Origin of the sequence: Thiocapsa sp. C2-2m (assembly GCF_041903745.1) — a bacterium.
In the GTDB taxonomy this organism is placed as follows: domain Bacteria; phylum Pseudomonadota; class Gammaproteobacteria; order Chromatiales; family Chromatiaceae; genus Thiocapsa; species Thiocapsa roseilacustris.
This window is the reverse complement of sequence record NZ_JBBWVD010000007.1, coordinates 1-21,413: the sequence shown is the minus strand read 5'-3', so window position 1 is coordinate 21,413 and position 21,413 is coordinate 1. Positions and strand designations below refer to the sequence as shown.

Annotated in this window: 19 protein-coding genes and 2 pseudogenes; 15 read left to right on the top strand and 6 right to left on the bottom strand. The window is 64.1% G+C overall.

Annotated elements, in window-relative coordinates:
• The first annotated feature begins 344 nt into the window (after positions 1-344).
• The 6 genes and pseudogenes from AADX97_RS06800 to AADX97_RS06775 all read left to right on the top strand — a co-directional run bounded on the left by AADX97_RS06800 (position 345) and on the right by AADX97_RS06775 (position 3,700).
• Positions 345-569: a helix-turn-helix domain-containing protein gene (locus AADX97_RS06800; protein WP_374233252.1), complete on the top strand. Its 225-nt coding sequence runs from the start codon at positions 345-347 to the stop codon at positions 567-569.
• On the top strand, positions 566-1,303 hold the full coding sequence (locus AADX97_RS06795) for a DnaT-like ssDNA-binding domain-containing protein (protein WP_374233253.1): 738 nt from the start codon (positions 566-568) through the stop codon (positions 1,301-1,303). Before AADX97_RS06800 ends, AADX97_RS06795 begins: the two co-directional genes overlap by 4 nt.
• Positions 1,293-1,967 (top strand): ATP-binding protein, encoded by a 675-nt coding sequence (locus AADX97_RS06790; protein WP_374233254.1) that lies wholly within the window; start codon positions 1,293-1,295, stop codon positions 1,965-1,967. Before AADX97_RS06795 ends, AADX97_RS06790 begins: the two co-directional genes overlap by 11 nt.
• Before the next feature lie 205 nt (positions 1,968-2,172).
• Positions 2,173-2,319 (top strand): annotated as a pseudogene (locus tag AADX97_RS06785) (DUF2274 domain-containing protein); the annotation flags it as partial.
• A 136-nt stretch (positions 2,320-2,455) separates the two neighbouring features.
• Entirely contained in the window at positions 2,456-3,193 is a 738-nt protein-coding gene (locus AADX97_RS06780) for a type IV toxin-antitoxin system AbiEi family antitoxin domain-containing protein (protein ID WP_374233255.1), read from the top strand.
• 60 nt (positions 3,194-3,253) lie between these two features.
• On the top strand, positions 3,254-3,700 hold the full coding sequence (locus AADX97_RS06775) for a hypothetical protein (RefSeq protein WP_374233256.1): 447 nt from the start codon (positions 3,254-3,256) through the stop codon (positions 3,698-3,700).
• A 353-nt stretch (positions 3,701-4,053) separates the two neighbouring features.
• On the opposite strand, the gene AADX97_RS06770 is transcribed toward AADX97_RS06775, so the two are convergent.
• Complete coding sequence (locus AADX97_RS06770; protein WP_374233257.1) at positions 4,054-4,755, bottom strand: LysR family transcriptional regulator; 702 nt, start codon at positions 4,753-4,755, stop codon at positions 4,054-4,056.
• Between the two features lie 185 nt (positions 4,756-4,940).
• Here AADX97_RS06770 and AADX97_RS06765 point away from each other — a divergent pair, with 185 nt between their 5' ends.
• The 7 genes and pseudogenes from AADX97_RS06765 (at position 4,941) to eutC (ending at position 12,634) form a co-directional block, all read left to right on the top strand.
• Entirely contained in the window at positions 4,941-5,639 is a 699-nt protein-coding gene (locus tag AADX97_RS06765) for a pirin family protein (RefSeq protein ID WP_374233259.1), read from the top strand.
• A 56-nt stretch (positions 5,640-5,695) separates the two neighbouring features.
• Positions 5,696-7,249, top strand: coding sequence for a glutamate synthase-related protein (locus AADX97_RS06760; RefSeq protein ID WP_374233260.1), 1,554 nt, complete (start codon positions 5,696-5,698; stop codon positions 7,247-7,249).
• A gap of 74 nt (positions 7,250-7,323) precedes the next feature.
• Positions 7,324-7,488: pseudogene (locus tag AADX97_RS06755) on the top strand (CDGSH iron-sulfur domain-containing protein); the annotation flags it as partial.
• The gene (locus tag AADX97_RS06750) at positions 7,485-8,138 is read left to right on the top strand and encodes a thiamine pyrophosphate-binding protein (protein WP_374233261.1); all 654 of its coding nucleotides are present in this window, start codon (positions 7,485-7,487) and stop codon (positions 8,136-8,138) included. The pseudogene AADX97_RS06755 and the gene AADX97_RS06750, both read left to right, overlap by 4 nt.
• Before the next feature lie 802 nt (positions 8,139-8,940).
• Positions 8,941-10,395, top strand: coding sequence for an ethanolamine permease (gene eat / locus AADX97_RS06745; RefSeq protein WP_374233263.1), 1,455 nt, complete (start codon positions 8,941-8,943; stop codon positions 10,393-10,395).
• 17 nt (positions 10,396-10,412) lie between these two features.
• Positions 10,413-11,816: an ethanolamine ammonia-lyase subunit EutB gene (locus AADX97_RS06740; protein ID WP_374233264.1), complete on the top strand. Its 1,404-nt coding sequence runs from the start codon at positions 10,413-10,415 to the stop codon at positions 11,814-11,816.
• Entirely contained in the window at positions 11,813-12,634 is an 822-nt protein-coding gene (gene eutC / locus AADX97_RS06735; protein WP_374233265.1) for an ethanolamine ammonia-lyase subunit EutC, read from the top strand. Before AADX97_RS06740 ends, eutC begins: the two co-directional genes overlap by 4 nt.
• A gap of 318 nt (positions 12,635-12,952) precedes the next feature.
• Here eutC and AADX97_RS06730 read toward each other — a convergent pair whose 3' ends face one another.
• The gene (locus tag AADX97_RS06730) at positions 12,953-13,477 is read right to left on the bottom strand and encodes a nucleoside deaminase (protein ID WP_374233266.1); all 525 of its coding nucleotides are present in this window, start codon (positions 13,475-13,477) and stop codon (positions 12,953-12,955) included.
• Position 13,478: 1 nt separating this feature from the next.
• Positions 13,479-13,673: a hypothetical protein gene (locus AADX97_RS06725; RefSeq protein ID WP_374233267.1), complete on the bottom strand. Its 195-nt coding sequence runs from the start codon at positions 13,671-13,673 to the stop codon at positions 13,479-13,481.
• Positions 13,674-14,273: 600 nt separating this feature from the next.
• On the opposite strand from AADX97_RS06725, the gene AADX97_RS06720 reads away from it, so the two are divergent.
• Together AADX97_RS06720 and AADX97_RS06715 are read left to right on the top strand one after the other, a co-directional pair.
• Positions 14,274-17,255, top strand: a complete 2,982-nt coding sequence (locus tag AADX97_RS06720; protein ID WP_374233268.1) for a TrlF family AAA-like ATPase — start codon at positions 14,274-14,276, stop codon at positions 17,253-17,255.
• A 652-nt stretch (positions 17,256-17,907) separates the two neighbouring features.
• On the top strand, positions 17,908-18,369 hold the full coding sequence (locus AADX97_RS06715) for a hypothetical protein (protein WP_374238592.1): 462 nt from the start codon (positions 17,908-17,910) through the stop codon (positions 18,367-18,369).
• Between the two features lie 90 nt (positions 18,370-18,459).
• On the opposite strand, the gene AADX97_RS06710 is transcribed toward AADX97_RS06715, so the two are convergent.
• From AADX97_RS06710 to AADX97_RS06700, 3 genes are all read right to left on the bottom strand, one after another.
• Positions 18,460-19,143, bottom strand: coding sequence for a cytochrome P450 (locus AADX97_RS06710; RefSeq protein WP_374233280.1), 684 nt, complete (start codon positions 19,141-19,143; stop codon positions 18,460-18,462).
• A 278-nt stretch (positions 19,144-19,421) separates the two neighbouring features.
• The gene (locus AADX97_RS06705; protein WP_374233270.1) at positions 19,422-19,733 is read right to left on the bottom strand and encodes a hypothetical protein; all 312 of its coding nucleotides are present in this window, start codon (positions 19,731-19,733) and stop codon (positions 19,422-19,424) included.
• Between the two features lie 12 nt (positions 19,734-19,745).
• A partial coding sequence (locus AADX97_RS06700) for an IS4 family transposase (protein WP_374233271.1) occupies positions 19,746-21,413 on the bottom strand: 1,668 nt, incomplete at its 5' end.

The window sequence follows — 21,413 nt, the reverse complement described above, 5'->3', positions numbered from 1 at the left end:
GAAAGCGCCAAGCCCGCGCTAGCCGTCATCCCTCGATTCGTCTACGTCTGTGCGGGTGCTGGGCCGCCCCGGCCCGACGCGCTGCGCCACATTGCTCCCGTTGGCCGATAAAAAACCCAAAACACGCGAAAGACGTCGAAAAGCGTCATCTTGAGCGGCTTCGCCGCGCAGGCAATCGGCCTATCATCTGTCCAGCGTTCGAGGACGCTTTCCGCACCGGCCAAGGCTTCGGCCACGCGGCCGGCGTGACGATCTCGGGCGCGTGTTCCCTGTCGGCAGCGGCAATGCACAGGTCGGTCCGATCCGCCGGCCGGGATATGACAGACAGTGATTCGGAGCCCGGAATGAACAGCACCATCGGAGGAAACCTCCGTCACCTGCGCAGGCGATCCGGTCGGACCCAAGCCGAGGTGGCCAAGCGCGCCGGCACCTCGCAAGCCTGGATCTGCCGCATCGAGACCGGCGACGCCAACCCGACCCTCGCCAGTCTGCGCCGCATCGCCCGCTCTCTGGATGTCCAGGTCGTGGATCTGCTGCAACGCCGCCCTGAGCAGGCGCGCCCGACATGAGCCGAGCGGCACGCGATTGGGCCTGGGACTGCCGCGGACTGACGTCGGCACAGCGCTTGGTCCTGCTGGCGTTGGCCGAACATGCCGACGAGGCGGGTGGCTGCTGGCCATCGTTGTCGCGCCTGGCCGCGCGCGCCGAGGTCGACCGGCGCACCGTCACGCGCGCTCTGGCGGCACTCAAGGCGCGCGGTCTGATCCAGCGCACGCGCAGCCGGCCGCAGCGCACCCTCTATAGCCTTGCGGTTGGCGCATCCCCCGCGCAGGCGCCGATCCGCGACGAGGAAACAGCGTGGGGGACCGAACCCATTCCCCTCGACGACGGACGTGCGATCGTCGTGGATCCGCTCGACCCGACGGGGCCGAATCCCCGAACCGGGGGCGACACGCCCCTGGACCGGGGGCGACAGACCCCGAAACGCAGACCCGATCCGGCGCGCCCGATTCCGCCCGACTGGGGTCCCGGTGCGCGGGTCCTGAGTTGGGCCGCCAAGCAGGGCATCGCACGCGACTGGGTCCAGGAACAGGTCGAGGAGTTCGTCGCCTACTGGTCCGACACCGGATCGCACCGCACGAGTTGGGACGCCACCTTCATCCAGCGCCTACAGACCCTGCAGGCCCGCACGACGCAGAGGCCACCGCATGAGCCGACCGGACGACTCGCCGACAAAGACTACGCCCGCGGAGCGACACCGCTCGATCGCATCCCCTGGCTGCTGCCGGCTGATGTCGCTTGAGGAGCTGGCGGAGCACGGACGCCGCGAGATCCGACACCTCCTGGCCGCACGCCGGGACGAGGCGCAACGCCGGCTCGAATCGGCCGTCGGACGCTGCGGAATCCCCCCGCGCTTTCGCGCGAAGACCTTCGAGAGCTATCGGGCCACGACGCCGGAGCAGCAGCAGGCCTTGAGGATCTGTCGCAGCTACGCGGCGCGCTTTGCCGCCGGCGTCTGTCACGGCGACAGCCTGCTCCTGCTCGGCGGTCCCGGCACCGGCAAGACCCATCTCGCCTGTGCCATCCTCGCGAGCGTGATCCGGGCCGGCCACACGGGGCTGTTCATGTCCGTCCCGGCCGCGCTGCGCACGGTGCGCGACACCTACGCGACGCGGGCGGCGTGCTCGGAAAGCGAGGCGCTGGCCATGCTGACCGACCCCGACCTGCTGGTGCTCGACGAGGTCGGACTGACGATCGGCAGCGACGATAAACGCCGCGCGATGCTGTTCGACGTGCTCGATACCCGCTATGCGAACCTGCGTGCCACGCTCCTGATCGGCAACCTGACCGACGAGGAGATGGAGTGTTACCTCGGCGAGCGGATCATGGACCGGCTCTGCAAAGGCGACTCCGCCCTGGTGTCTTTCACCTGGCCGAGATATCGGCGCAGCGAGGGTGGCGCTTGATGCGGTCCGGAATCGGGTGCGTGCGGAGCTTTTCCGGGGAGGTGATTCAAGCTGTCGCACGGAGCTCACTTCGGGAGAAACCGGCCATGCAATGCTCTATACGGGCGCATGATGCACGTCACCCGCGTGCTCCGACCGCCTGTCGTGGCGGATCGCGTGGCCTCGATCGCTGCCGCGGCGATGACGCCCGTTAGATCGCTTGGCCCCGGTCAGCCTGAAAGCTGACCTCGACCGCTACGCCGCGCTGCGGGTGCGGACATATGGCGAGCCGGTCAATGCAATGACGCTGATCCCTCGAATGCCGGAAGCGTTCATCGCACGGGAGGATTCCGAGAGGCAAGGGGGAGGTTAGCCGGAGGCATCTCGCGCTGGATGACCCAACGGTTGATTGGGGTTGCTTAGACAAATTGTCGTTGTCGTAGTCTGGCTACGACTGGGAGAATCAAATCAAATTGACGTTCCTTTGAAAAAGTTATATCAGTCGTAGTATGACTACGACTGGTGCAAGTAAGTTAAATAAACTCTACACCCGGCTGGCGCCGGGGACGCCGCTGACCTCGGAGGACCTGGCGGCGCTGGGCATCTCAGCAGACCTGGCCGTTCACTACGTCCGGGCGGGCTGGCTCACGCGCCTGGCGCGCGGCGTCTACTGCCGCCCGAACGACACCCTGGCCCTGAATCCCAGCCTGCTGCTGCTGCAACGCAGATTCGACGGTTTACATGTCGGCGGCAGGTCGGCACTCGACTGGTATGGCCTGCGCCAGTACGTGTCGCAGCAACCTATTCTGCACCTGTACGGATGGATGGCAGCGCGCCTGCCGGAGTGGTTCACCGAGCATTTTCCGGCCGAGTATCACCGCAAGCGCCTCTTCGACGAGCAGCCGAACGCCTTGCTGCACGTCGACCCTTTCGAGAAGCGCAGCGGGGCGCCGCAGGTTTCGGCGCCGGAACGCGCGCTGCTGGAGCTGTTGAGCGAAGTCGGCGTGCGCCAATCGTTGCAGGAAGCCCGCGAACTTGTCGAAAGCGCCTACAGCCTCCGCGCCGACGTGCTGCGAGAGCTTTTGCAGCACTGTACGAGCGTCAAGACCGTCCGGCTCTGTCTTCAGCTCGGCCGCGAAGGCTCACTGCCATGGGCCGTCAAGCTCGATCCCGCCAAGCTGCCGACGGGCAGTGACCGGCCCTGGGTGTCCCGATCGGCCGACGGCATCTTGGTGCTCAAATCATGAATCCGGTCTATCTTGATACCGCGCGCCTGCTGACGCAGGTTGCGCCGTTGGTGTTCGTGGATGATGCAGCTTTTCGCGCATGAGGGCATCACGCCTGGTATCCGGCGCGCCTTCGTCGTCTACCTGGCGAGCCACAACCGTCCGGTGCATGAAGTGCTGTTTCCACCGTTGCGCGACATCCGACAAGACTACGCGCACAACTTCGCGGGCATGACCGCCGAGCTGGTGCCGCTCGATGCATTGCTCGCCGCGCAAGAGCGCATGGTCCGCGAACTCCAGCAGGGGCTGGATGACAACGAGCGACGCTTCCTGCTGTCGCTGGTCGCCGGCACGCCCGACTGGTCGCTGCTGGGCATCGCGCATCTCGAACATCTACCGGGCATCCGTTGGAAGCTTCACAACTTGGCGCAGTTGCAGAAGACCAATGCGAAGAAATTAGCCGAGCAGGCTGATGTGCTGGCCGCCAATCTGGCGGGCAGTAAGTCGCTATCGTCTCGGGAGCATTGAAAGCGGAGAGCGGGGTGTTGTTTCCAAAACTATTTCGTCACGAACTTCTAGAATTCGCCCACCTCACGATCGGCCATCTATCCCACGATGCGACACCGCCTAACGGGTGTTCGCAAGGTCTGAGCGAACCAGACCGGCCACCGAGCCGAGCCAGCCGACCGATCGCTGTGCCCCATCAGCGGTTAGTCGAGCCCGCTCGGTCTTGCGGTCCCGAAGGGACGTTGTCGGCCAGTTCCAGGCACTAGCCCGCCGCACTCGTGCGACCGGTTTGCGCGGGTGACCGGGCACGGGCGAGCACGACAGGCTCGGTGTCAACCAACATGACGTTGCCGTGACCGAGCGTGCCGAGACCCTCAAGGCCAAGGTACGCGCCCGCGTCGAACATCCAATACCTCGCCGTTGTTGCAGCAAAAGGCGGCTTTGATCACGAGCGTTTCGTCACCTTGTGGACCGCCGAAGGTCCACTCCTCACGTTCGGAAATGACGTTGTAGTGAAGACAATCATGCTGCAGCAGGTCTCGTGGCGTTTGCGGCGTACCGCGCCTCGCCAGATACTCCGGCGACGCGCAGAGGTATCGAGGTATTCGCCCTATGCTCCGGGCCACGAGGGATGAATCGCTGGGATAGGCGATCCGTATGGCCAGGTCAAATCCTTCGCTGACAATGTCCGTTTCCCGATCCTCGAGCTTCAAAGTCACGCGAAGCTTGGGATGGCCCAAAGCGAAACGCGTCACGACCGGAGCGAGTCGACGCTGTCCGAACGACATCGGCCCAACGATCCGCAATTCGCCTGTCGGCTCTGCCGTCACCGTTTCGAGCTGATGTTCAACCGCCCTCAGGTCGCCCAAGAGCCTGCTGATTTCACGGAAATACAGCTCACCCGCTTCCGTGAGCTGAAGCTTGCGGGTGGTCCGTTGCAGTAGCCTGACACCCAAGCGTTCCTCGAGCGCCTTGATGCGTCGGCTCACGGCAGCCGGCGTGGTTTCCAGCCGCTTTGCGGCGGCGCTAAACCCTTGACTTTGGACCACGTTCACAAAAACTTCGAGCTCATCCATCGAGATTGCCGGCAAAGTTAGAGCGGGTGCCCGCTATCATTCAGCGCTTGGTGTCCGACCGGCCGCGGTGTTTCCGCCATTTTTTCAATCTGCGTAAAGGTCCATTACGCAAAGTCCTGTTTATTCTATCCGAGCGCGATACTAGGTGTTAGCTGGATGCGAAACCCGAAACTCAGGAGCTGGACATGTTTGCGATCCGACACGCTTCCGAACGCGGCCACGCCGATCACGGCTGGCTCGACAGTTACCACACCTTCTCTTTTGCAAGCTACTACGACCCCAAGCATATGGGGTTCTCCAACCTGCGGGTGATCAATGATGACACCGTGGCCCCCGGCGGAGGCTTCGCGACACATGGCCACACCGACATGGAGATCATCAGCTACGTGCTCGAGGGCGCGCTCGAGCACAAGGACAGCATGGGGAACGGGTCGGTGATCCGACCGGGCGATGTGCAGCGAATGAGCGCGGGCACAGGGGTCAGGCATAGCGAATACAACCATTCCCAGGTCGAGCCGGTCCATTTCCTGCAGATCTGGCTGGAACCCAATAAGCTCGGTGTCGAGCCCGAGTATGACCAGCAACATTTTCCGGCCGCTCAACGCCGCGGCCGCCTTGTCCTGTTCGTGTCGCCAGACGGCCGTTTCGGTTCCATCGCCACGCACCAGGATGCGCTCCTCTACGGCACCCTTCTGGAAGCCGGCGACGTGCTGGAACACTCGCTGGAAACCGGGCGACGCGCCTACATCCATGTTGCGCGCGGACAGATCAGCGTGAACGGCCAGACCTTAAATCAAGGCGACGGACTGGCGATCGAGGACCCGCCGGTACTGCGCTTCGAAGGGGTCGAGGCTGCAGAGGTACTGCTTTTCGACTTGCCTTGACTGATGACCGATTTAGACCGAACACCGAAGCGCAACAACTGCATGGATCGTCGAACATGGCAAAACCAGTCATTGCAGACAACAAGCCCGTCCAGGTCCGGCTCGCAAAGGGTCAGGAATACCATTTCTGCACCTGTGGGCGGTCGCTGAGCCAGCCCTTTTGCGACGGCTCGCACGTAGGAACCCCGTTCACCCCACGCGTCATCGTCGTCGACGAAGACCAGGAGGCGTTCCTGTGCGCGTGCAAGCACACCGCCAATGCGCCTTTCTGCGACGGCACACATACCAGCTTTTCCAACAGTCAGGTCGGCAAGGAGGGACCGGGGACGGTGACCAGGTCAGAAGGCCAGCCCCCGGCCCGCAACACCGAAGAAGAGCCGACCCTTGAGTTCATCCACCAATTGGCGAGCGAGGGGCTCAGCTCAATGGGCCATCACGGACCAATGGCCGCAATGGGTGTGCCGCGGGATCGACTGCCGCACTGGGACGATATCCAGATCATGGTGGCGCAGCTGGACCGCAAGCCGCTCCCCGAAGACACGGCGGTGGGTACCGAAATGGTCATCGGCCCGGAAGCCGAAAAGCCGTTGGTATTGCACATCCCGCTGCTCGTCTCCGACATGAGCTTCGGCGCCCTCTCGGAAGAAGCCAAGATCGCGCTGGCCAAGGGCGCTGAGCTGGCCGGTACCGGCATCTGCTCCGGCGAAGGCGGAATGCTCCCGGAGGAGCAGGAAGCCAACAGCCGATATCTGTATGAACTGGCCAGTGCGAAATTCGGCTACAGCGAGGATCTCCTTCCGAAAGTCCAGGCGTTTCATTTCAAAGGGGGACAGGGAGCGAAGACGGGAACCGGTGGTCACCTGCCCGGAGTCAAGAACCGGGGAAAGATCTCGGAGGTCAGGGGCATCCCGGAGGGAACGCCGGCGATTTCGCCGCCCACCTTCACCGACCTGGTCACTCCGGCGGACTTCAAACGCTTCGCCGATCGCGTGCGCGAGATCACCGGGGGCATACCGATCGGGTTCAAGCTGAGCGCCAACCACATCGAGCGGGACATCGCGTTTGCGCTCCGCGCGAGTGCCGACTACATCATTCTCGACGGGCGCGGTGGCGGCACAGGGGCCGCGCCGCTGATGTTCCGCGACCATATCAGCGTGCCCACAATCCCGGCGCTGGCCCGTGCGAGACGGTATCTCGATCAGGAAGGTGTCGGGCGGCGGGTCACCTTGATCATCACCGGTGGTCTCAGAGTGCCGACGGACTTCGTCAAGGCAATGGCGCTGGGTGCCGATGGCGTTGCCATCGCCAACAGTGCCATGCAGGCCATCGGCTGCGTCGGTGCGAGAATCTGCAATACGAACAACTGTCCCGCCGGCGTTGCCACCCAGAAGCCCGAGTTGAGACGGCGACTCGATATCGAGCAATCCGCGGTGCGACTGCAACGCTTCTTGTCCAGCTCGGTGGAACTGATGAAGGTGATGGCGCGGGCGTGTGGGCATGCGCATCTGCGGCAGTTTTCCGGAGATGAGCTCGCGACCTTGAGTGGCGAGATGGCAAAGATCTCCGGTGTTCCGTTTTCCGGATTACAGCTGGACGGAAAAGATCGATGAGCAAACCCGATATCGCCGACACCAAGCCTATGGCGGTGGAGCTGAAGGCGGGCGAGACCGTTTGGTAGCGCAGCTGCGGGCGGTCCAAGAATCAACCGTTCTGTGACGGCTCACACCAGGGTACGGACTTCCCTTCGAGCCGGTCGGGTTTACTGCTGAGAAAGCCGGAAAGTATTTTTTCTGCCTCGGCAAACGCAGCGCCAACCCACCGCTGTGCGACGGCTCGCACAGTCGAATGACTGAAGAAGACCTCGAAGCGCAGGAGGGCACGAAGGAGGTTTGGTACAAGGTTGCAGAAGCGGACGCGTTGCAGGACGGCGAAGTTCGTGCGGTGCAGGCCGGGACACAAATCATCGCCCTGACCTGTCATCGCGGCGAGATCGGGGCACTCGACAACGCCTGTCCACACCACTCGAATCTCGGCTTGGCCGATGCGCTGAGGCTGCAGGAGGAGCAGGGGAACCTGAAGTCCATCGGCATACGGCACGAGGGTGCCGCCGCGTTCGCCGCGTCCGGCGATGCCAAGCTGTGCGGCAAGCCGGCTGCGTCTATGAGCATTGCCGGGCCGGACGCCACGAATATGCTCACCGGGCTATGGGACGCCAAGGTCGACCGCGCACCGATTCTCGCGCTGACTGGGCAGGTCAATACCCAGGTGCTCGGTCCCGGCGCGTTCCAGGAGATCGACCTGGCCAGCGCATTCGGCCCGGTGGCACGCTTCAGCCAGACTGTCCTGCGCGACTCCAACCATGTCGAATTGATGAACCTTGCCTGCAAGACCGCAAGAGTGGAGCGCGACGTCGCCCACCTGATATTCCCCGACGAGGTGCAAACTCGATGGGCGGGACCAATACAGCTTCACGACCGAGAAGAAAACCTATCGGATTGATGTCGGCCAACTCATGCGCTCCATCAGCGATGAGCCATTCGCGTTGACGGTTTCCGTGCGCTGAGCGCGGAGCGGCACCGCGTCGATGCGCGTGTGGTCGTCATCCGCACCCGTTTCGGCGGGGTTTCGCGAGAGCATTCCCGATGCTCTTGCCGGCGGACATGAGCGAGAGCCCGGATCGCGACGCCTGCGTCCCTCCCGACATCCCGGAGCTCGGCGAATCCGACGAATGCTTTCGGGCCGTGCGTGCGCAATGTGAACGCCGCGCCGTGCCCCAGCTGCATCGCCTCGACTCGGGATCCAACATAGCGCTCGGCGTCTTGCGTCGAGAACGGATGCGCAATGGAGATCATGGTGTTGACCGCCGTGTTGAAGGTCTTCTGAACCGGGGTAGAGATCCCCGAGGTCCAGAGCTTGGGCTCGGCCTCCAGATCAAAATACCTGCCGACTCCACCGAGAAGCGCACCACGCGCTTGGAGGGGATCGACAGATACTCGACCTTCTTGCTTTGCCCGTCCGGCCGATTCTTGGCCTCGATCCTGCTGAGCGTTGCCTGCGGACTCGGCAAACCGAGCGGAGATGGCCGCGGTCGTGCCGGAAGCGCTTGTGCCGACCCAGGATATCGGCACCGATTTGGAGCGGATTGCCCTGGATCAATCTTCCGCTGCATTGTCAGGTTGCAGCTGTCGATACTTTGGGGAACGCGCATGTCGAGACACCGCGCCTCGGCCCGTCTCCGTTCAACCCCGAGACCGTAACGATCATTTCCTCTACGCTGTCGTCGCTCTGCGGGGTATTGCACGTGTCTGAAGAAGCCGCTATTCATGTCCATGGGGCCGACTACGAGAAGGTCGATTCGTCATACTTCGAGCATCGGCAGTTGAGACAGGGCGCGGCGGGTTGGATCCTGCTCGCAGGGCTGGGTGTGGCCTACGTCATCTCGGGTGATTTCGCCGGTTGGAATTTCGGACTGGGGCAGGGCGGCTGGGGCGGCCTGCTGATTGCGACCATTCTGATGGCGACCATGTATACCGCGATGGTCTTCTCGCTTGCCGAGCTGTCGTCGATGATTCCGACCGCCGGCGGCGGCTACGGCTTCGCGCGCCGTGCCTTTGGGCCGGTCGGCGGATTCCTCACCGGCACGGCGATCCTGCTGGAGTATGCGGTCGCGCCCGCGGCCATCGCGGTCTTCATCGGGGCCTACACCCAGTCCCTGATCGGGTTCGGAGGCTGGCCGGTGTATCTGGCCTTCTATGTCGTCTTCGTCGGCATCCACCTGTACGGGGTGGGCGAGGCGCTCAAGCTCATGTTCGTGATTACGGCCGTGGCCGCCACTGCGCTGCTGGTCTTCGTGATCGCAATGATCCCGCACTTCAGCGTGGCCAATCTGTTCGATATTCCGCCGACCGATGCCGTCGGCGCGAGCGCCTTCCTGCCGTTCGGCTATCTGGGCATCTGGGCGGCGATCCCCTTTGCGATCTGGTTCTTCCTCGCCATCGAAGGGGTGCCGTTGGCGGCGGAAGAGGCGCAGGATCCGAAGAAAAATCTCCCCAAGGGGCTGATTGTCGGCATGCTGATCCTGCTCCTGTTTGCCGCCCTCATCCTGGTCGTCGGTCCGGGAGGTGCGGGCTCGGCAACCATCATGGCGTCTGGGGATCCCTTGGTCGCGGCGCTGGAGTCCGAGGCTGCGTACGGCGGACGGACCTGGGTCAGCGGATTCGTCAACCTGGTCGGTCTCGCCGGGCTGGTCGCGAGCTTCTTCTCCATCATCTTCGCCTACTCGCGACAGGTGTTCGCCTTGTCCCGCGCCGGCTACCTCCCGCGTTTTCTGTCCCTCACCGGCTCGCGCAAGACCCCATGGATTGCGCTTGTCGTGCCCGGCACGCTGGGTTTCGCGCTGTCTCTCACCGGTGAAGGCGACCTGCTGATCCTGATGGCCGTGTTCGGCGCCACCATCTCCTACATCCTCATGACGGCCTCGCATATCGTCCTGCGTCGGCGCGAGCCCGATCTGGAGCGGCCGTATCGTACGCCCGGCGGTGTGGTGACCTCCGGGATCGCCCTGGTTCTCGCCTGTGTCGCCTTCGTCGCCGGCTTCCTGGTCGATCCGATGGTGGTGCTCTATGCGGCCATCTTCTATGCCCTGATGGCGGCCTACTTCTTCTTCTACAGTCGCCACCATTTGGTGGCACAGGCGCCGGAGGAGGAGTTCGAGGTGATCAAGCGGGCCGAAGCCGAGTTGGGCGGCATGGCCTGACGCGCCGCCGACATCCGATGTCCACCTATCGTTACAGCATCGGCGGTACGACCTACCGCTTCGAGGATCTGCGTGACCTGATGGCCAAGGCATCCCCGGCACGCTCGGGCGATGCCTTGGCCGGGGTCATCGCGGCCACCGACGCGGAACGCGTTGCGGCGCAATCGGCCTTGGCGGATCTACCCTTGCGGGTCTTCTTGACCGAGGCCGTGGTCCCTTACGAGGACGACGAGGTCACGCGGCTCATCATCGACGATCATGATGCCGCCGCCTTCGCCAGGGTCGCGCATCTGACCGTCGGCGATTTTCGCAATTGGCTCCTGTCCGAGCAGGCCGACACGGCGGTCTTATCCGCCTTGGCACCGGGTCTGACCCCGGAGATGGTCGCGGCGGTCTGCAAGATCATGCGGGTTCAGGATCTGGTCCTGGTCGCCCGCAAGTGTCGGGTGGTGACGGCCTTTCGCAGTACGCTCGGCCTTCCGGGACGGATGGCGACGCGCCTGCAGCCGAATCACCCCACCGACGATCCGACCGGGATTGCGGCGGCGATCCTCGACGGGCTGCTTTACGGGAACGGGGATGCGGTCATCGGGATCAATCCGGCGAGCGACAATCCGGGTGCCGTGACGACCCTTTTGCGCATGCTCGACGACATCATCGGTCACTATCGGATTCCCACTCAGTCCTGTGTTCTGACCCACGTCACGACTCAGATTCAGGTGATCGAGCAAGGCGCCCCGCTGGATCTGGTGTTCCAGTCCATCGCGGGCACGCAGGGGGCGAACGCGAGCTTTGGCGTCACGCTGGATCTTTTGATCGAGGCGCGCGAGGCGGCCCTGTCGCTCAAGCGCGGTACGGTCGGCGAGCATGTGATGTATTTCGAGACGGGGCAGGGCAGCGCCCTGTCCGCCAATGCGCACCACGGGGTCGATCAACAGACACTGGAGGCCCGTGCCTATGGGCTGGCGCGAAAGCTCGACCCACTGTTGGTTAACACGGTCGTCGGTTTCATCGGTCCCGAGTATCTTTTCAACGGCAAGCAGATCATTCGCGCCGGTTTGGAGGATCATTTCTGCGGCAAACTGCTGGGGGTGCCGATGGGCTGCGACGTCTGCTATACCAACCATGCCGAGGCCGACCAAGACGATATGGACGTCTTGCTGACCTTGCTGGGTGTGGCCGGCTGCAACTACATCATGGGTATCCCGGGCTCGGACGACATCATGCTCAACTACCAGACCACATCGTTTCACGATGCGCTCTATGTCCGGGAGGTGCTTGGGTTGCGGCCTGCGCCCGAGTTCGAGTCGTGGCTCGGCGAGATGGGGATCTTCGACGCTACGAATCGGTTGATCGTTTCCGACCGGCTACCCGACCCCTTCCATCGGGCCCTGTCTCGGTTGCAGCAGGCAGCTCCATGAGCGATCGCACCAATCCCGTCGTTGCGAATCCCTGGTCGTCGCTGCGCCGGTTCACCGATGCACGGATCGCGCTAGGCCGCGCCGGGTGCAGCCTGCCCACGGAGGCGCACCTCGCCTTCCAGTTGGCGCATGCGCAGGCTCGGGATGCCGTTCACCTGCCGTTGGACGCCGATGCGATCGCGGCGCAACTCGACGCGCGTGGGCTGGAAAGCGTACGTCTTCACAGTGCGGCCCCGGATCGCCTCATCTATCTGAAGCGCCCGGACCTTGGACGACGGCTGAACGACAGCTCGCAGGCGTTGTTGGCGGATCGTGCGGGCGCGCTCGAGGCAGGAGTGGATATCGTCTTCGTGATCGCCGATGGCCTCTCGGCGCGCGCGATTCACGAGAATGCCATTCCTTTGCTGGATTGTATCCTTCCCGAGCTCTCGAGCGCGGGCTGGCGGGTTGGCCCCGTTCCGATCGTCGCGCAGGGCCGGGTGGCGATCGGCGACGAGATCGGCGAGAAACTGAAGGCCGAGATCCTGGTCATGCTGATCGGGGAGCGGCCCGGGCTCAGCTCACCGGATAGCCTGGGGGTTTATCTGACCCATGGACCGCGGGTCGGCAAGACGGATGCGGATCGCAACTGTCTGTCTAATGTCCGTGTGGCCGGGCTGAGTCATGCGACGGCGGCTCACAAGCTGCGCTATCTGTTGGAGGAATCGCGTCGTCGTGGGCTCTCGGGTGTCTCGCTGAAGGAGGGTGCCGATGAGGTGCCGCGTGTGGTCGGCGCCGATGAGGCGGTCAACTTTCTCCTGCCGACGGGTGCTGCATGAGGATCGGCGGGGAGGGTTAGCAACCGATCCGCCCGCATCGGGATCTCGATGTGATCCGGACCCAAGCGGAACAGCCAGCATTGGGTGTTGTGACTGGAGGGCGCCAGGATGGCGTGACTGACCAGCTCGAGCTGCCGCGCATCGGGGTGGTCGGTCATGGTCGAGTTCTCGTATCGAGCCGAAAGGTGCCAAGTTCGGGCGCAGTCGTCACCGTACGGGATCGTCCGGCGCGTCGCTCGCTGCCCCGTGCACGCAGGATAGCCCCTGCGAGCATCTCCGACCGCCCGGTCAACCGGCGGTGCGCGCAGAACGCCAAGTTCAGTAACGCACCCGCCCCTGGACGGCGGCGAAGGCTTCGAGTAAATCGAGTGCATCTGCCCTCAACAGCGGAATCTCGGGGATCGCGCGCTCATCCGCCGGCCTTGACAACTGCTCGTAGATGAACGGGTCATCGAAGCCGATGCCGGCCGCATCCTGGATGCTGAACCCATAGAACACCCGCTCGATCCGCGCCCGGTAGTTCGCGCCGAGGCACATCGGACAGGGCTGGTCGCTGGTGTAGAGCACGCACTCCTGCAGGCTGATGTTCCCGATCCGCCGGCACGCGTCGCGGATCGCGACCATCTCGCCATGCGCCGTTGGGTCCCGGGTGGCGATGACCCGATTCCAGCCTTCCCCGATGATGTCCCCGCCCAGCACGATGACGGCACCGAAAGGCCCGCCGTCGCCCGCTGTCGCGCCGCGACGGGCCAATGCGATGTCGCGCCGTATGGAGCGCTCGTGATCGGATGACCCTGCTCTCTCCCCGAGGGTTCCACCCACAAGCTCCGACTGTTCGCCCACATCAACCCCCAACGGCTTGCGGTTGACCGAGTCGCGCCGCCGCGATCTCCCGGCACCGCGCCATGAAAGCCTCGTTGCCCTTTGCGTGGATCGGGTCGTCCATGCGCATCGAGAGCGCCGCATCCTGGTCCTCGTCCGACAGCCCGCAGACCTGCACCGTCTCCACTGTCCACGCACGCCCGTTGTCGATGTTCAAGGGCAGATCCTGCAGCGCACGTGCGCCGCCGTGATGGCCCTCGCGCAGCCGATCGTCCCTTGAGTGCTGTCAGTCGAGTCGCCGCTGTGGGCGACGGCAAGGCCCCATGACCGGTCACTCGACTACGACGGCTAACCGGACGGGCTCGGCCGGGAGCGGTGACCCGCACCCTATCGGCGCTGGCTGCTCAGCGTTGGGTTCGCGACCCTCAAGGAGCGCGTTTGCCCTCGAGATTCTTCCGCCTCCTGCGCCACCCTATACGCTCCATCTTTCGTCGAAGATGAGATCGCGCTATCGTCATTGCTGCACACGGAACGCCAATCAGCACACTGAAGTGTCCGCAAACGTCGACACCCGTCCGAGACAAATATACGGTCGCGAGGCGTCGCGGGACTCAGCATAAGAAATGCGGCAAGGCCACGCGTCGATCGCTTAGCTCGGCCGCCTAGTTCCAAAACGGGCGATTTGGGTTCATTAAGGCCGTGCGTACACAAGGCTGTGCGCAGTCAAGCGCATGAGGGTCCTCACATAATCTCGAACATGTTAGGGCTGCAGGAAGATAAGAAGAGCGGTGGACAACAGCAAACCGAGAGCCGATGCATGCGTATGATCAGTCGCGGGTCGGAATGGCACCGATGGGAGCCGCATATCCATGCGCCCGGCACCATCCTCAACAATCAGTTCGGTAGCGCAGATCCCTGGGAGTGCTACCTTGCGACGCTGGAAGGTTTGACGCCCCAAATCGAGGCGATCGCCGTCACCGACTATTACGTGACCGATACCTACGAGGAATTCCTCAAGCATAAAGCCGCCGGCCGGTTGCCCGGCGTGATGCTGCTCTTCCCGAACATCGAGCTGCGCCTCGCAGTGGCCGCGAAGTCTGGCTTCGTGAACGTCCACCTGCTGGTCAGCCCCGAAGATCCCGATCACCTGTCCGAGGTGAAGCGCATCCTGAAACGCCTGCAGTTTCGGGCATTCAACGACTGCTTCGACTGCGCGCGTGAGGAGCTGATCAAGCTGGGCAAGCGTGCCGCCCCGACAATCACCGATGAAAGTGCTGCGCTCCGACACGGTGCGACGCAGTTCAAAGTCGACTTCGACCAACTGCGCAAGGTCATACACGAAAATGAATGGGCGAAGAAGAACATCCTGATCGCCGTCGCCGGCGCCGCCGGAGATGGCACGTCAGGCGTCCGCCAGGCCGCCGACGCCACGGTCCGCCAGGAGATCGAGAAGTTCGCCCACATCATTTTCTCGAGCAGTCCGGCGCAGCGCGAATTCTGGATCGGCCAGCGCGACCTGACGATCGATGGCCTGCGCGCGCGATATGACGGGTGCAAGCCCTGTCTCCACGGCAGCGACTCCCATGACCTGAAGTCCGTGGGCCAGCCTGTCGACAATCGCTTCTCGTGGATCAAGGGCGCACTAGAGTTCGATGCCCTCCGCCAAGCATGCATCGACCCAGAGGGTCGCGCTTTTGTTGGCGAGGAGCCGCCACGCTCGGCGATGCCGTCGCAGGTCATCTCGCACGTCCGGATCGACGATGCTGATTGGGTCACCACGCCCGACATCCCTCTCAACCCCGGCCTTGTCGCCATCATCGGCGCGCGGGGATCGGGAAAGACGGCTCTGGCCGACGTGATCGCCGCCGGCTGCGACGCGATCACGCCCGTCGGCTGGGAAGCGGACGAGAACATCAGCCCATCCTTCCTGGCTCGGGCGCGCGGGCTTATCGGCGATGCGACAACGACACTGACCTGGGGCGGCGGTGCCACGGTCGCGCGCGCCCTTGATGGCAGGGACGCCAACGGGCATATGTCGTTTCCGCGCGCCCGGTATCTTTCTCAGCAGTTCGTCGAGGAGCTTTGCTCGGCGAAAGGCGTCTCCGATGGCCTAGTTGACGAGATAGAGCGCGTGATCTTCGAGTCCCATTCTCAGGATGATCGCGAATGGGCGCTCGATTTCGCCGAGCTGCGTGAACAGCAGACCTCACGGTTCCGGCAGGCGCGCGAGCGCGAAGCTGAGGCGATCTCCGAAATCTCGGACCGCATCGCCATCGAGTTCGAAAAAGAAAGCCTTGTCGCCAGCCTCGCCCCCCAGGTTGCGCAAAAGAAGAAGCTGATCACGGGTTACACCGCCGACCGCGCGAAGCTCGTCGTCAAGGGTACCGAGGCACAGGTGGCCCGACATACCCAACTCAGCGAGGCGGCGCAGAAGCTTCGCGGCAGAATTCAGGCCTTCGGGAATCGGCGCCGCACCTTCGTTGCACTGCAGGACGAGGTTCGCAGCATGCGCGCTACGGGCGCCCCGGAGCTGCTCCGACAGACCCAGGCGCGACATGGCAATAGCGGTTTGAGTCCCCAGCAGTGGGACGAATTCCTGCTTGTATACAAAGGCGAAGTCGACAAAAACCTGGCGGGCTACATCGCGTGGGCGGATGGTGAGGTCTGCAAGCTGAGCGGCGTTTCGCCGCCGCCCGGCGATCCGAACGTCGCACTGATCCCCGACGACTCTGATGTCTCGACACTTCAGCTCGCGCCTATCGCCGCTGAAATGACTCGCCTCGAAGCGCTGTTCAGCGCCGACAAACTCGTCCGCGACCAATATGTAGCACTGACCGGCCGAATCGCGCAGGAGAACTCCGCGCTCCAGACCCTTGAAACTCGGCTCACCGATGCGCAAGGCGCTGCGGCGCGCCGGAAGGATCTTCAAACAGAGCGCGATGACACCTATAGGCGCCTCTTCGACGCAATCATCAACGAGCAGGACGCGCTGGCCGGTCTCTACGCGCCGCTGATGGCGCGACTTGCAGCGTCATCGGGCACGCTGAAGAAGCTCAGCTTCTCGGTTCGCAGGATCGCCGACGTCCAAACGTGGGGTTCGTTTGCCGAGGAGGAACTTCTCGACCGGCGCAAGACCGGACCTTTCCACGGCCGCGGCTCGTTGATTGCCACCGCGATCAAGGCGCTCAAACCTGCGTGGGAAAAAGGCTCGGCGACCGAGGTTCAAGCCGCCATGACAGCCTTCATAGCCAAATATCTGGCGGATCTGCTGTCCCATGCGCCGTATGCACCGACGCAGCAAGCCGAATTCCGGGCGTGGTCGAAGCAGTTCGCACACTGGCTTTTCGGCACCGACTACATCACCGTTCGGTATGAGATCTCTTACGAAGGCAACGACATCCGCAAGCTGTCGCCCGGCACGCGAGGCATCGTCCTGCTGCTGCTCTATCTTGCACTCGACGATTCAGATGATCGGCCTCTGATCATCGACCAGCCCGAGGAAAACCTCGATCCGAAGTCTGTCTTTGACGAGTTGGTCGAGCTCTTCATCGCCGCAAAGGCGAAACGGCAAGTGATCATGGTGACGCACAACGCCAACCTCGTCATCAACACCGACGGAGATCAAATTATCGTGGCGGTAGCCGGCCCGTCCCCGTCAGGAGGCCTGCCGCCGATCAGCTACATGGCGGGTGGATTGGAAAACTCCTCGATCCGCAAGGCCGTCTGCGAAATCCTGGAGGGTGGCGAAGCAGCCTTCCGCGAGCGCGCGCGGCGGCTTCGTGTACGGCTCGATCGATAAGCTGTGCCCGAAATCGGTGTCAACGAGCCAGTTGACAAGCGCCCTGCACGAATACGGAACGAATACCGGGGCAGAGGATGGTGTTCTGCAATGACAAGTAAAAGAGATTTTCAATCTAACTCACGCCTAGTCATCCTATTCGCAATCCTGTAACCCCCTCTAGAAGGGCAAGCTGGGGGGCATTCGGATATGTCTGGTATGCGTCGCGACCAGTCCGTGGGTTGCTGGACTGCGGGTGACCGGTATCAGGATCCAAGAGTCACTCGCTTCCGGATGATTGGAGACGGCTCCTGGCCGACTGCCGGCGGTCGGCGGGGGGAGGCGGCGGGGCTTCTACTTGGCTTGCCTCTGCGGACGTGGGGTTGCGAGCCGCACCGGCGGTTGCGCGAGATCCCAAGCGAAAACCCGTCGAGGTCGTACCACCACAGCCGCTGAAGGGCGTCAGGTGAACGGGTGCTCCAGCGGTGGCAGCAGCTCTGGATTGATCGTCAGCACGATGCCCCTTTCCTGGTCAGGTGTGGGACGATCCTCGCTGTTCCAGCCGGACCAGCATCCAGTGCTCCGAGGGTGGTAACACGCCTGTAGTGAGGTCTACCCATGCGACGGCGCACGGATGCCTTGGCGACCGGTGCGGTACGCTAAGGACGGACCCTTGGGCCTGATAAAGAATGTCACCGTGAGCTACTCGACCCGCATCTACATCCTCGGACCGGACGACACCCTGTACCGACTGGCCAGCGCGAAGTTCTCCCGCATGGTCGATGACCCCGAGAGCCACCGACTGGAGCGCTTCGCGGGCCAGCGCGTGCGGATGGCCGAGGTGATCGTGGAGGTGCGTGATCGGGCACCCTACGCCGTCGTCCGGCTCGTCTACGAAATGCTCGGGTTCGATGCCGAAGGGCGGTTGGACCGCGACGCGTTCATACGCCGGAACGCGGCGTTGGCGGAACTGGCCATAGATCCCGTGGTGCCTCGAATGGTGGACTCGGAGAAAGGCGTTGTTGACGCCGGCAGCCGTTTCGTCGCGCGCGGGGGATTCTGGCATCCTTCCGCGGCCCTGGAGCGGGAGATTCTGCGCGCAACGCTCGACGAGACGCCGTGCAAGCGGCTCTAGCGCGATCGGGCTCAGGCGTCGGAGAAAGCACTGACTTGGAGGACTACAGGCGCTGCCTTCCGGGTTGCGCGCGCCGGGGAGTGGCGCATATCAGGCCGCCTCGCGGGCCGGCGCGCGCCGGTGCAGGCGAAGCGGCATACCGCCTTTGGGACCGAGCGTGATCCGAGGCTCCAGCTCCAGTGGCTGCCCCGGATGCAGGAGCTCGAACCGGTAGCGCTGCCCGATGGTCGCCAGGATGAGCGGGCCTTCGACGAGCGCGAACTGGTTGCCGATACAGATGTGTGGGCCGCCGCCGAAGGGGAAATACTTGAACGTGTGCCAGCAGCGCTCGGTGTTCTCGGCAAAGCGCTCGGGATCGAAGCATTCCGGATCCTCCCGGAGCTCGGGGTGACGATGCATGGCGTAGGGGCTCGTCATCAGGACGCTGTTCGCCGCAATGCGGTGCCCGCCGATGACGAGTGGCTCGGCGGCGGCTCGCATCAACAGATAGGCAGCCGGGTAGAGCCGGAGTGCCTCCTTGAAGACCATCCGGGTGTACGGCAGAGCGTCCAGGTTATCGAACCCGGGAGGTCGCCCGCCCAAGACCGCATCGATCTCCGCGTGGAAACGCGCCGCGATCTCCGGCTGGCGCGCCATGTGATACCACACGTAAGTGAGCGTCAGGGCCGTGGTGTCGTCACCGGCGAGATAGAGTGTGAGCACCTCCGCGCGGATCTCCTCGTCGGATAGGCGCGCGCCGGTTTCGGCGTCGGTCATGTGCACCATTATGGTCAGGAGGTCGTCGCCATTCGCACCGCTCGTCGGCGAGGAAGCCGAGCCGGTCCTCGCGAAAGTCCCTCAGACAGCCGGTGAGCCAATGGCCCTTGCGCTCGACCAATGTATACGTCGCGGTGCTCATGACGGCTTTTCCTACCGTGTCCAAGCGGTCTGGGTCTTCGGTGCCGAGGTGGACAGTGGCGAGGGTGTTGGCGAGAAGCGCCTTTACAAGCGGTCGGCATCCGCGTCGAACCAATCGGGAGAAGCCTCTTGTCAACGACGGGGTCGCTGCATCGCTACGGCCGCCGAGAAAGCCCACGCTGAATGCAGTGCCTGCCGAACCGACGTCGGATTGCATCGAGCGTCGCGTCGAGGCGATCATCCGCAGGATCCTGCTCGCGGCTCTCCATGTCCGCGAACAGATCCGGCTGCACGTGCACCGGAGTCCAGCCGGAGAGACCCAGACCGATCAGCCGCACCGCGCGACCTGAATGCGTGTCGGCTCGGTACAGGTCCCACGCCGTGTCGAAGATGACCCGATCGTCCGCGGTCGGTGCCGCCAGGGTGCGGGAGCGGGTATGGGTCTCGAAGCTATCTTTTACCCACACTGGACACAGTCCTCAGGGTCCAGCCGGGATCGAGGGGTAGAAGATGGCGAAGGTCTCGGTGATATCGGTGAGGCGGTTCAGACCACGCCACAGGACGGTGGCGCCGGGGTCGCCGTCGCCTCGGCGCCCGAGAAAGCCGCCGAGCTGGGCGACCATGCGCATCGCCTCGCCAAGGGTCGGCGGGGTCTGCGGTGGGATGGGTGAGCGCTGGTGATAACAGGCCAGGGCCTGCCACTCGGCCTCCTCGAAGAACACCGTGCAGGGGATGTCCGGGGTTTCGCGCCCGCGCTTGGCCAGATCCATCACCCGCCAGGCGACGACCAGATCGATCGCTAGGCACGCCTGCAGGCTGTCGGCATCGCCGAGGCGACGGTCCTCGATGCGGCAGCCGCTTTTGAGGGTGCGGTGAAACACCTCGATGTTCCAGCGCGCGGCATACCAGCCCAGGCGCTCGAGCGCCTCCTCCAGGGTCGTGGTCGGCACCGTGGTGAGCAACAGCCACTCGATCGGCTCCTGGTCATCCGGCGGGTTGATCTCTCGGGCATCAACGGCCCACAGCCTCAGTGGCGCTGCGCCCTTGAGCCGCTTGGGTGGTTGCAGGTCAATCGCGGTGGCACGCAGTTCCAGCGTCGCGGTGCGCGCCGGTCGGCCGCCGCGCCCGGGGATGTGCAGGGTGCAGCCGCCGAGCACCGGTTGGCGGGGCATGACCTCCCACAGCGGCTGGATCTCGTCCTCGTCCTCGGCGTCGACCTGGCGTTGGGTGGTGCGACTGGCACGCACCAGCAGATGCGTCCCGGCCGGGTCCGTGCTGGCGGCCTGAAACAGCTCAAAGATGTCCGCCTCGCGATCGGCGAGGTTGACCAGACGGGTCTGCGGACACAGCGCCTGGACCGCGGCGGTGCGCGCGAAGCTGGTGAGCCAGCGCTGGCTTTCCTTCTCGGCGATGGGTCGCGCCTTGCGCGCCTTGGCGGTGGTGCGCGCGTGCGCCTCGCGCGCCCAGACCTGGATGTCGACCAATCCCAGCGGGATGCCTTCGGGGGTGAGCGCCAGGCTGTCGTGTAGCTTCAGCCCTTGGGCACCGTCGCGGCGGGTGTTGATCGGCCCCAGGCCGGTCGTGGCGGCATGGGCATCATAATTCAGACTGGTGGTGTCCTGGGCGACCAGCACCAGCGGCTGCGCGGCGATGCGCGCCGCGGTGGCTTCATAATGGGGATGCAGGAGGGTCTGGAGGTCCACTTGAGGATGGTGCAGAAATCGATACGCCGCTTTGACCTGATGGGGGGCGCCATCCAACGCCGTGGCGAGGGTGGCGGTGGGATGGGCGCCGAACGCCTCGGCCAAGCCGATCAGGCGCGGGCGCAACCGTGCATCGGGGAAGTCCGCCCGGCCGAATTCCTGCTCCGCCCAAGAGGCCGTCGGCGCCGCCGGTGGCGCCAGGCGCAGCACCGGCGCCGGGCGCCGACACAGCGGCACGCGCCAGTCGCGCGTGAGCGCCAGCACATAGACCGCCTTGGTCCCACAGGCTGCGGTATTGGCCCGATCCTGGCGACCGCGTCCGCTCGTCTCCCCCAGGCGCTGCCAATTGGCCGCCTTGTAGACCGTGCCGGCATACTGCGCCTCGTCGACGAACGTCTCCAGCACCAGCGGGGTGATGCCGTAGCGCACCGGCCAGTCGGCCTG

Coding starts and splice junctions, on each gene's coding strand:
- AADX97_RS06800 (WP_374233252.1), top strand. CDS start 345: ATGAACAGCACCATCGGAGGAAACCTCCGTCACCTGCGCAGGCGATCC.
- AADX97_RS06795 (WP_374233253.1), top strand. CDS start 566: ATGAGCCGAGCGGCACGCGATTGGGCCTGGGACTGCCGCGGACTGACG.
- AADX97_RS06790 (WP_374233254.1), top strand. CDS start 1,293: ATGTCGCTTGAGGAGCTGGCGGAGCACGGACGCCGCGAGATCCGACAC.
- AADX97_RS06780 (WP_374233255.1), top strand. CDS start 2,456: ATGACTACGACTGGTGCAAGTAAGTTAAATAAACTCTACACCCGGCTG.
- AADX97_RS06775 (WP_374233256.1), top strand. CDS start 3,254: ATGATGCAGCTTTTCGCGCATGAGGGCATCACGCCTGGTATCCGGCGC.
- AADX97_RS06770 (WP_374233257.1), bottom strand. CDS start 4,755: ATGGATGAGCTCGAAGTTTTTGTGAACGTGGTCCAAAGTCAAGGGTTT.
- AADX97_RS06765 (WP_374233259.1), top strand. CDS start 4,941: ATGTTTGCGATCCGACACGCTTCCGAACGCGGCCACGCCGATCACGGC.
- AADX97_RS06760 (WP_374233260.1), top strand. CDS start 5,696: ATGGCAAAACCAGTCATTGCAGACAACAAGCCCGTCCAGGTCCGGCTC.
- AADX97_RS06750 (WP_374233261.1), top strand. CDS start 7,485: ATGACTGAAGAAGACCTCGAAGCGCAGGAGGGCACGAAGGAGGTTTGG.
- AADX97_RS06740 (WP_374233264.1), top strand. CDS start 10,413: ATGTCCACCTATCGTTACAGCATCGGCGGTACGACCTACCGCTTCGAG.
- eutC (WP_374233265.1), top strand. CDS start 11,813: ATGAGCGATCGCACCAATCCCGTCGTTGCGAATCCCTGGTCGTCGCTG.
- AADX97_RS06720 (WP_374233268.1), top strand. CDS start 14,274: ATGCGTATGATCAGTCGCGGGTCGGAATGGCACCGATGGGAGCCGCAT.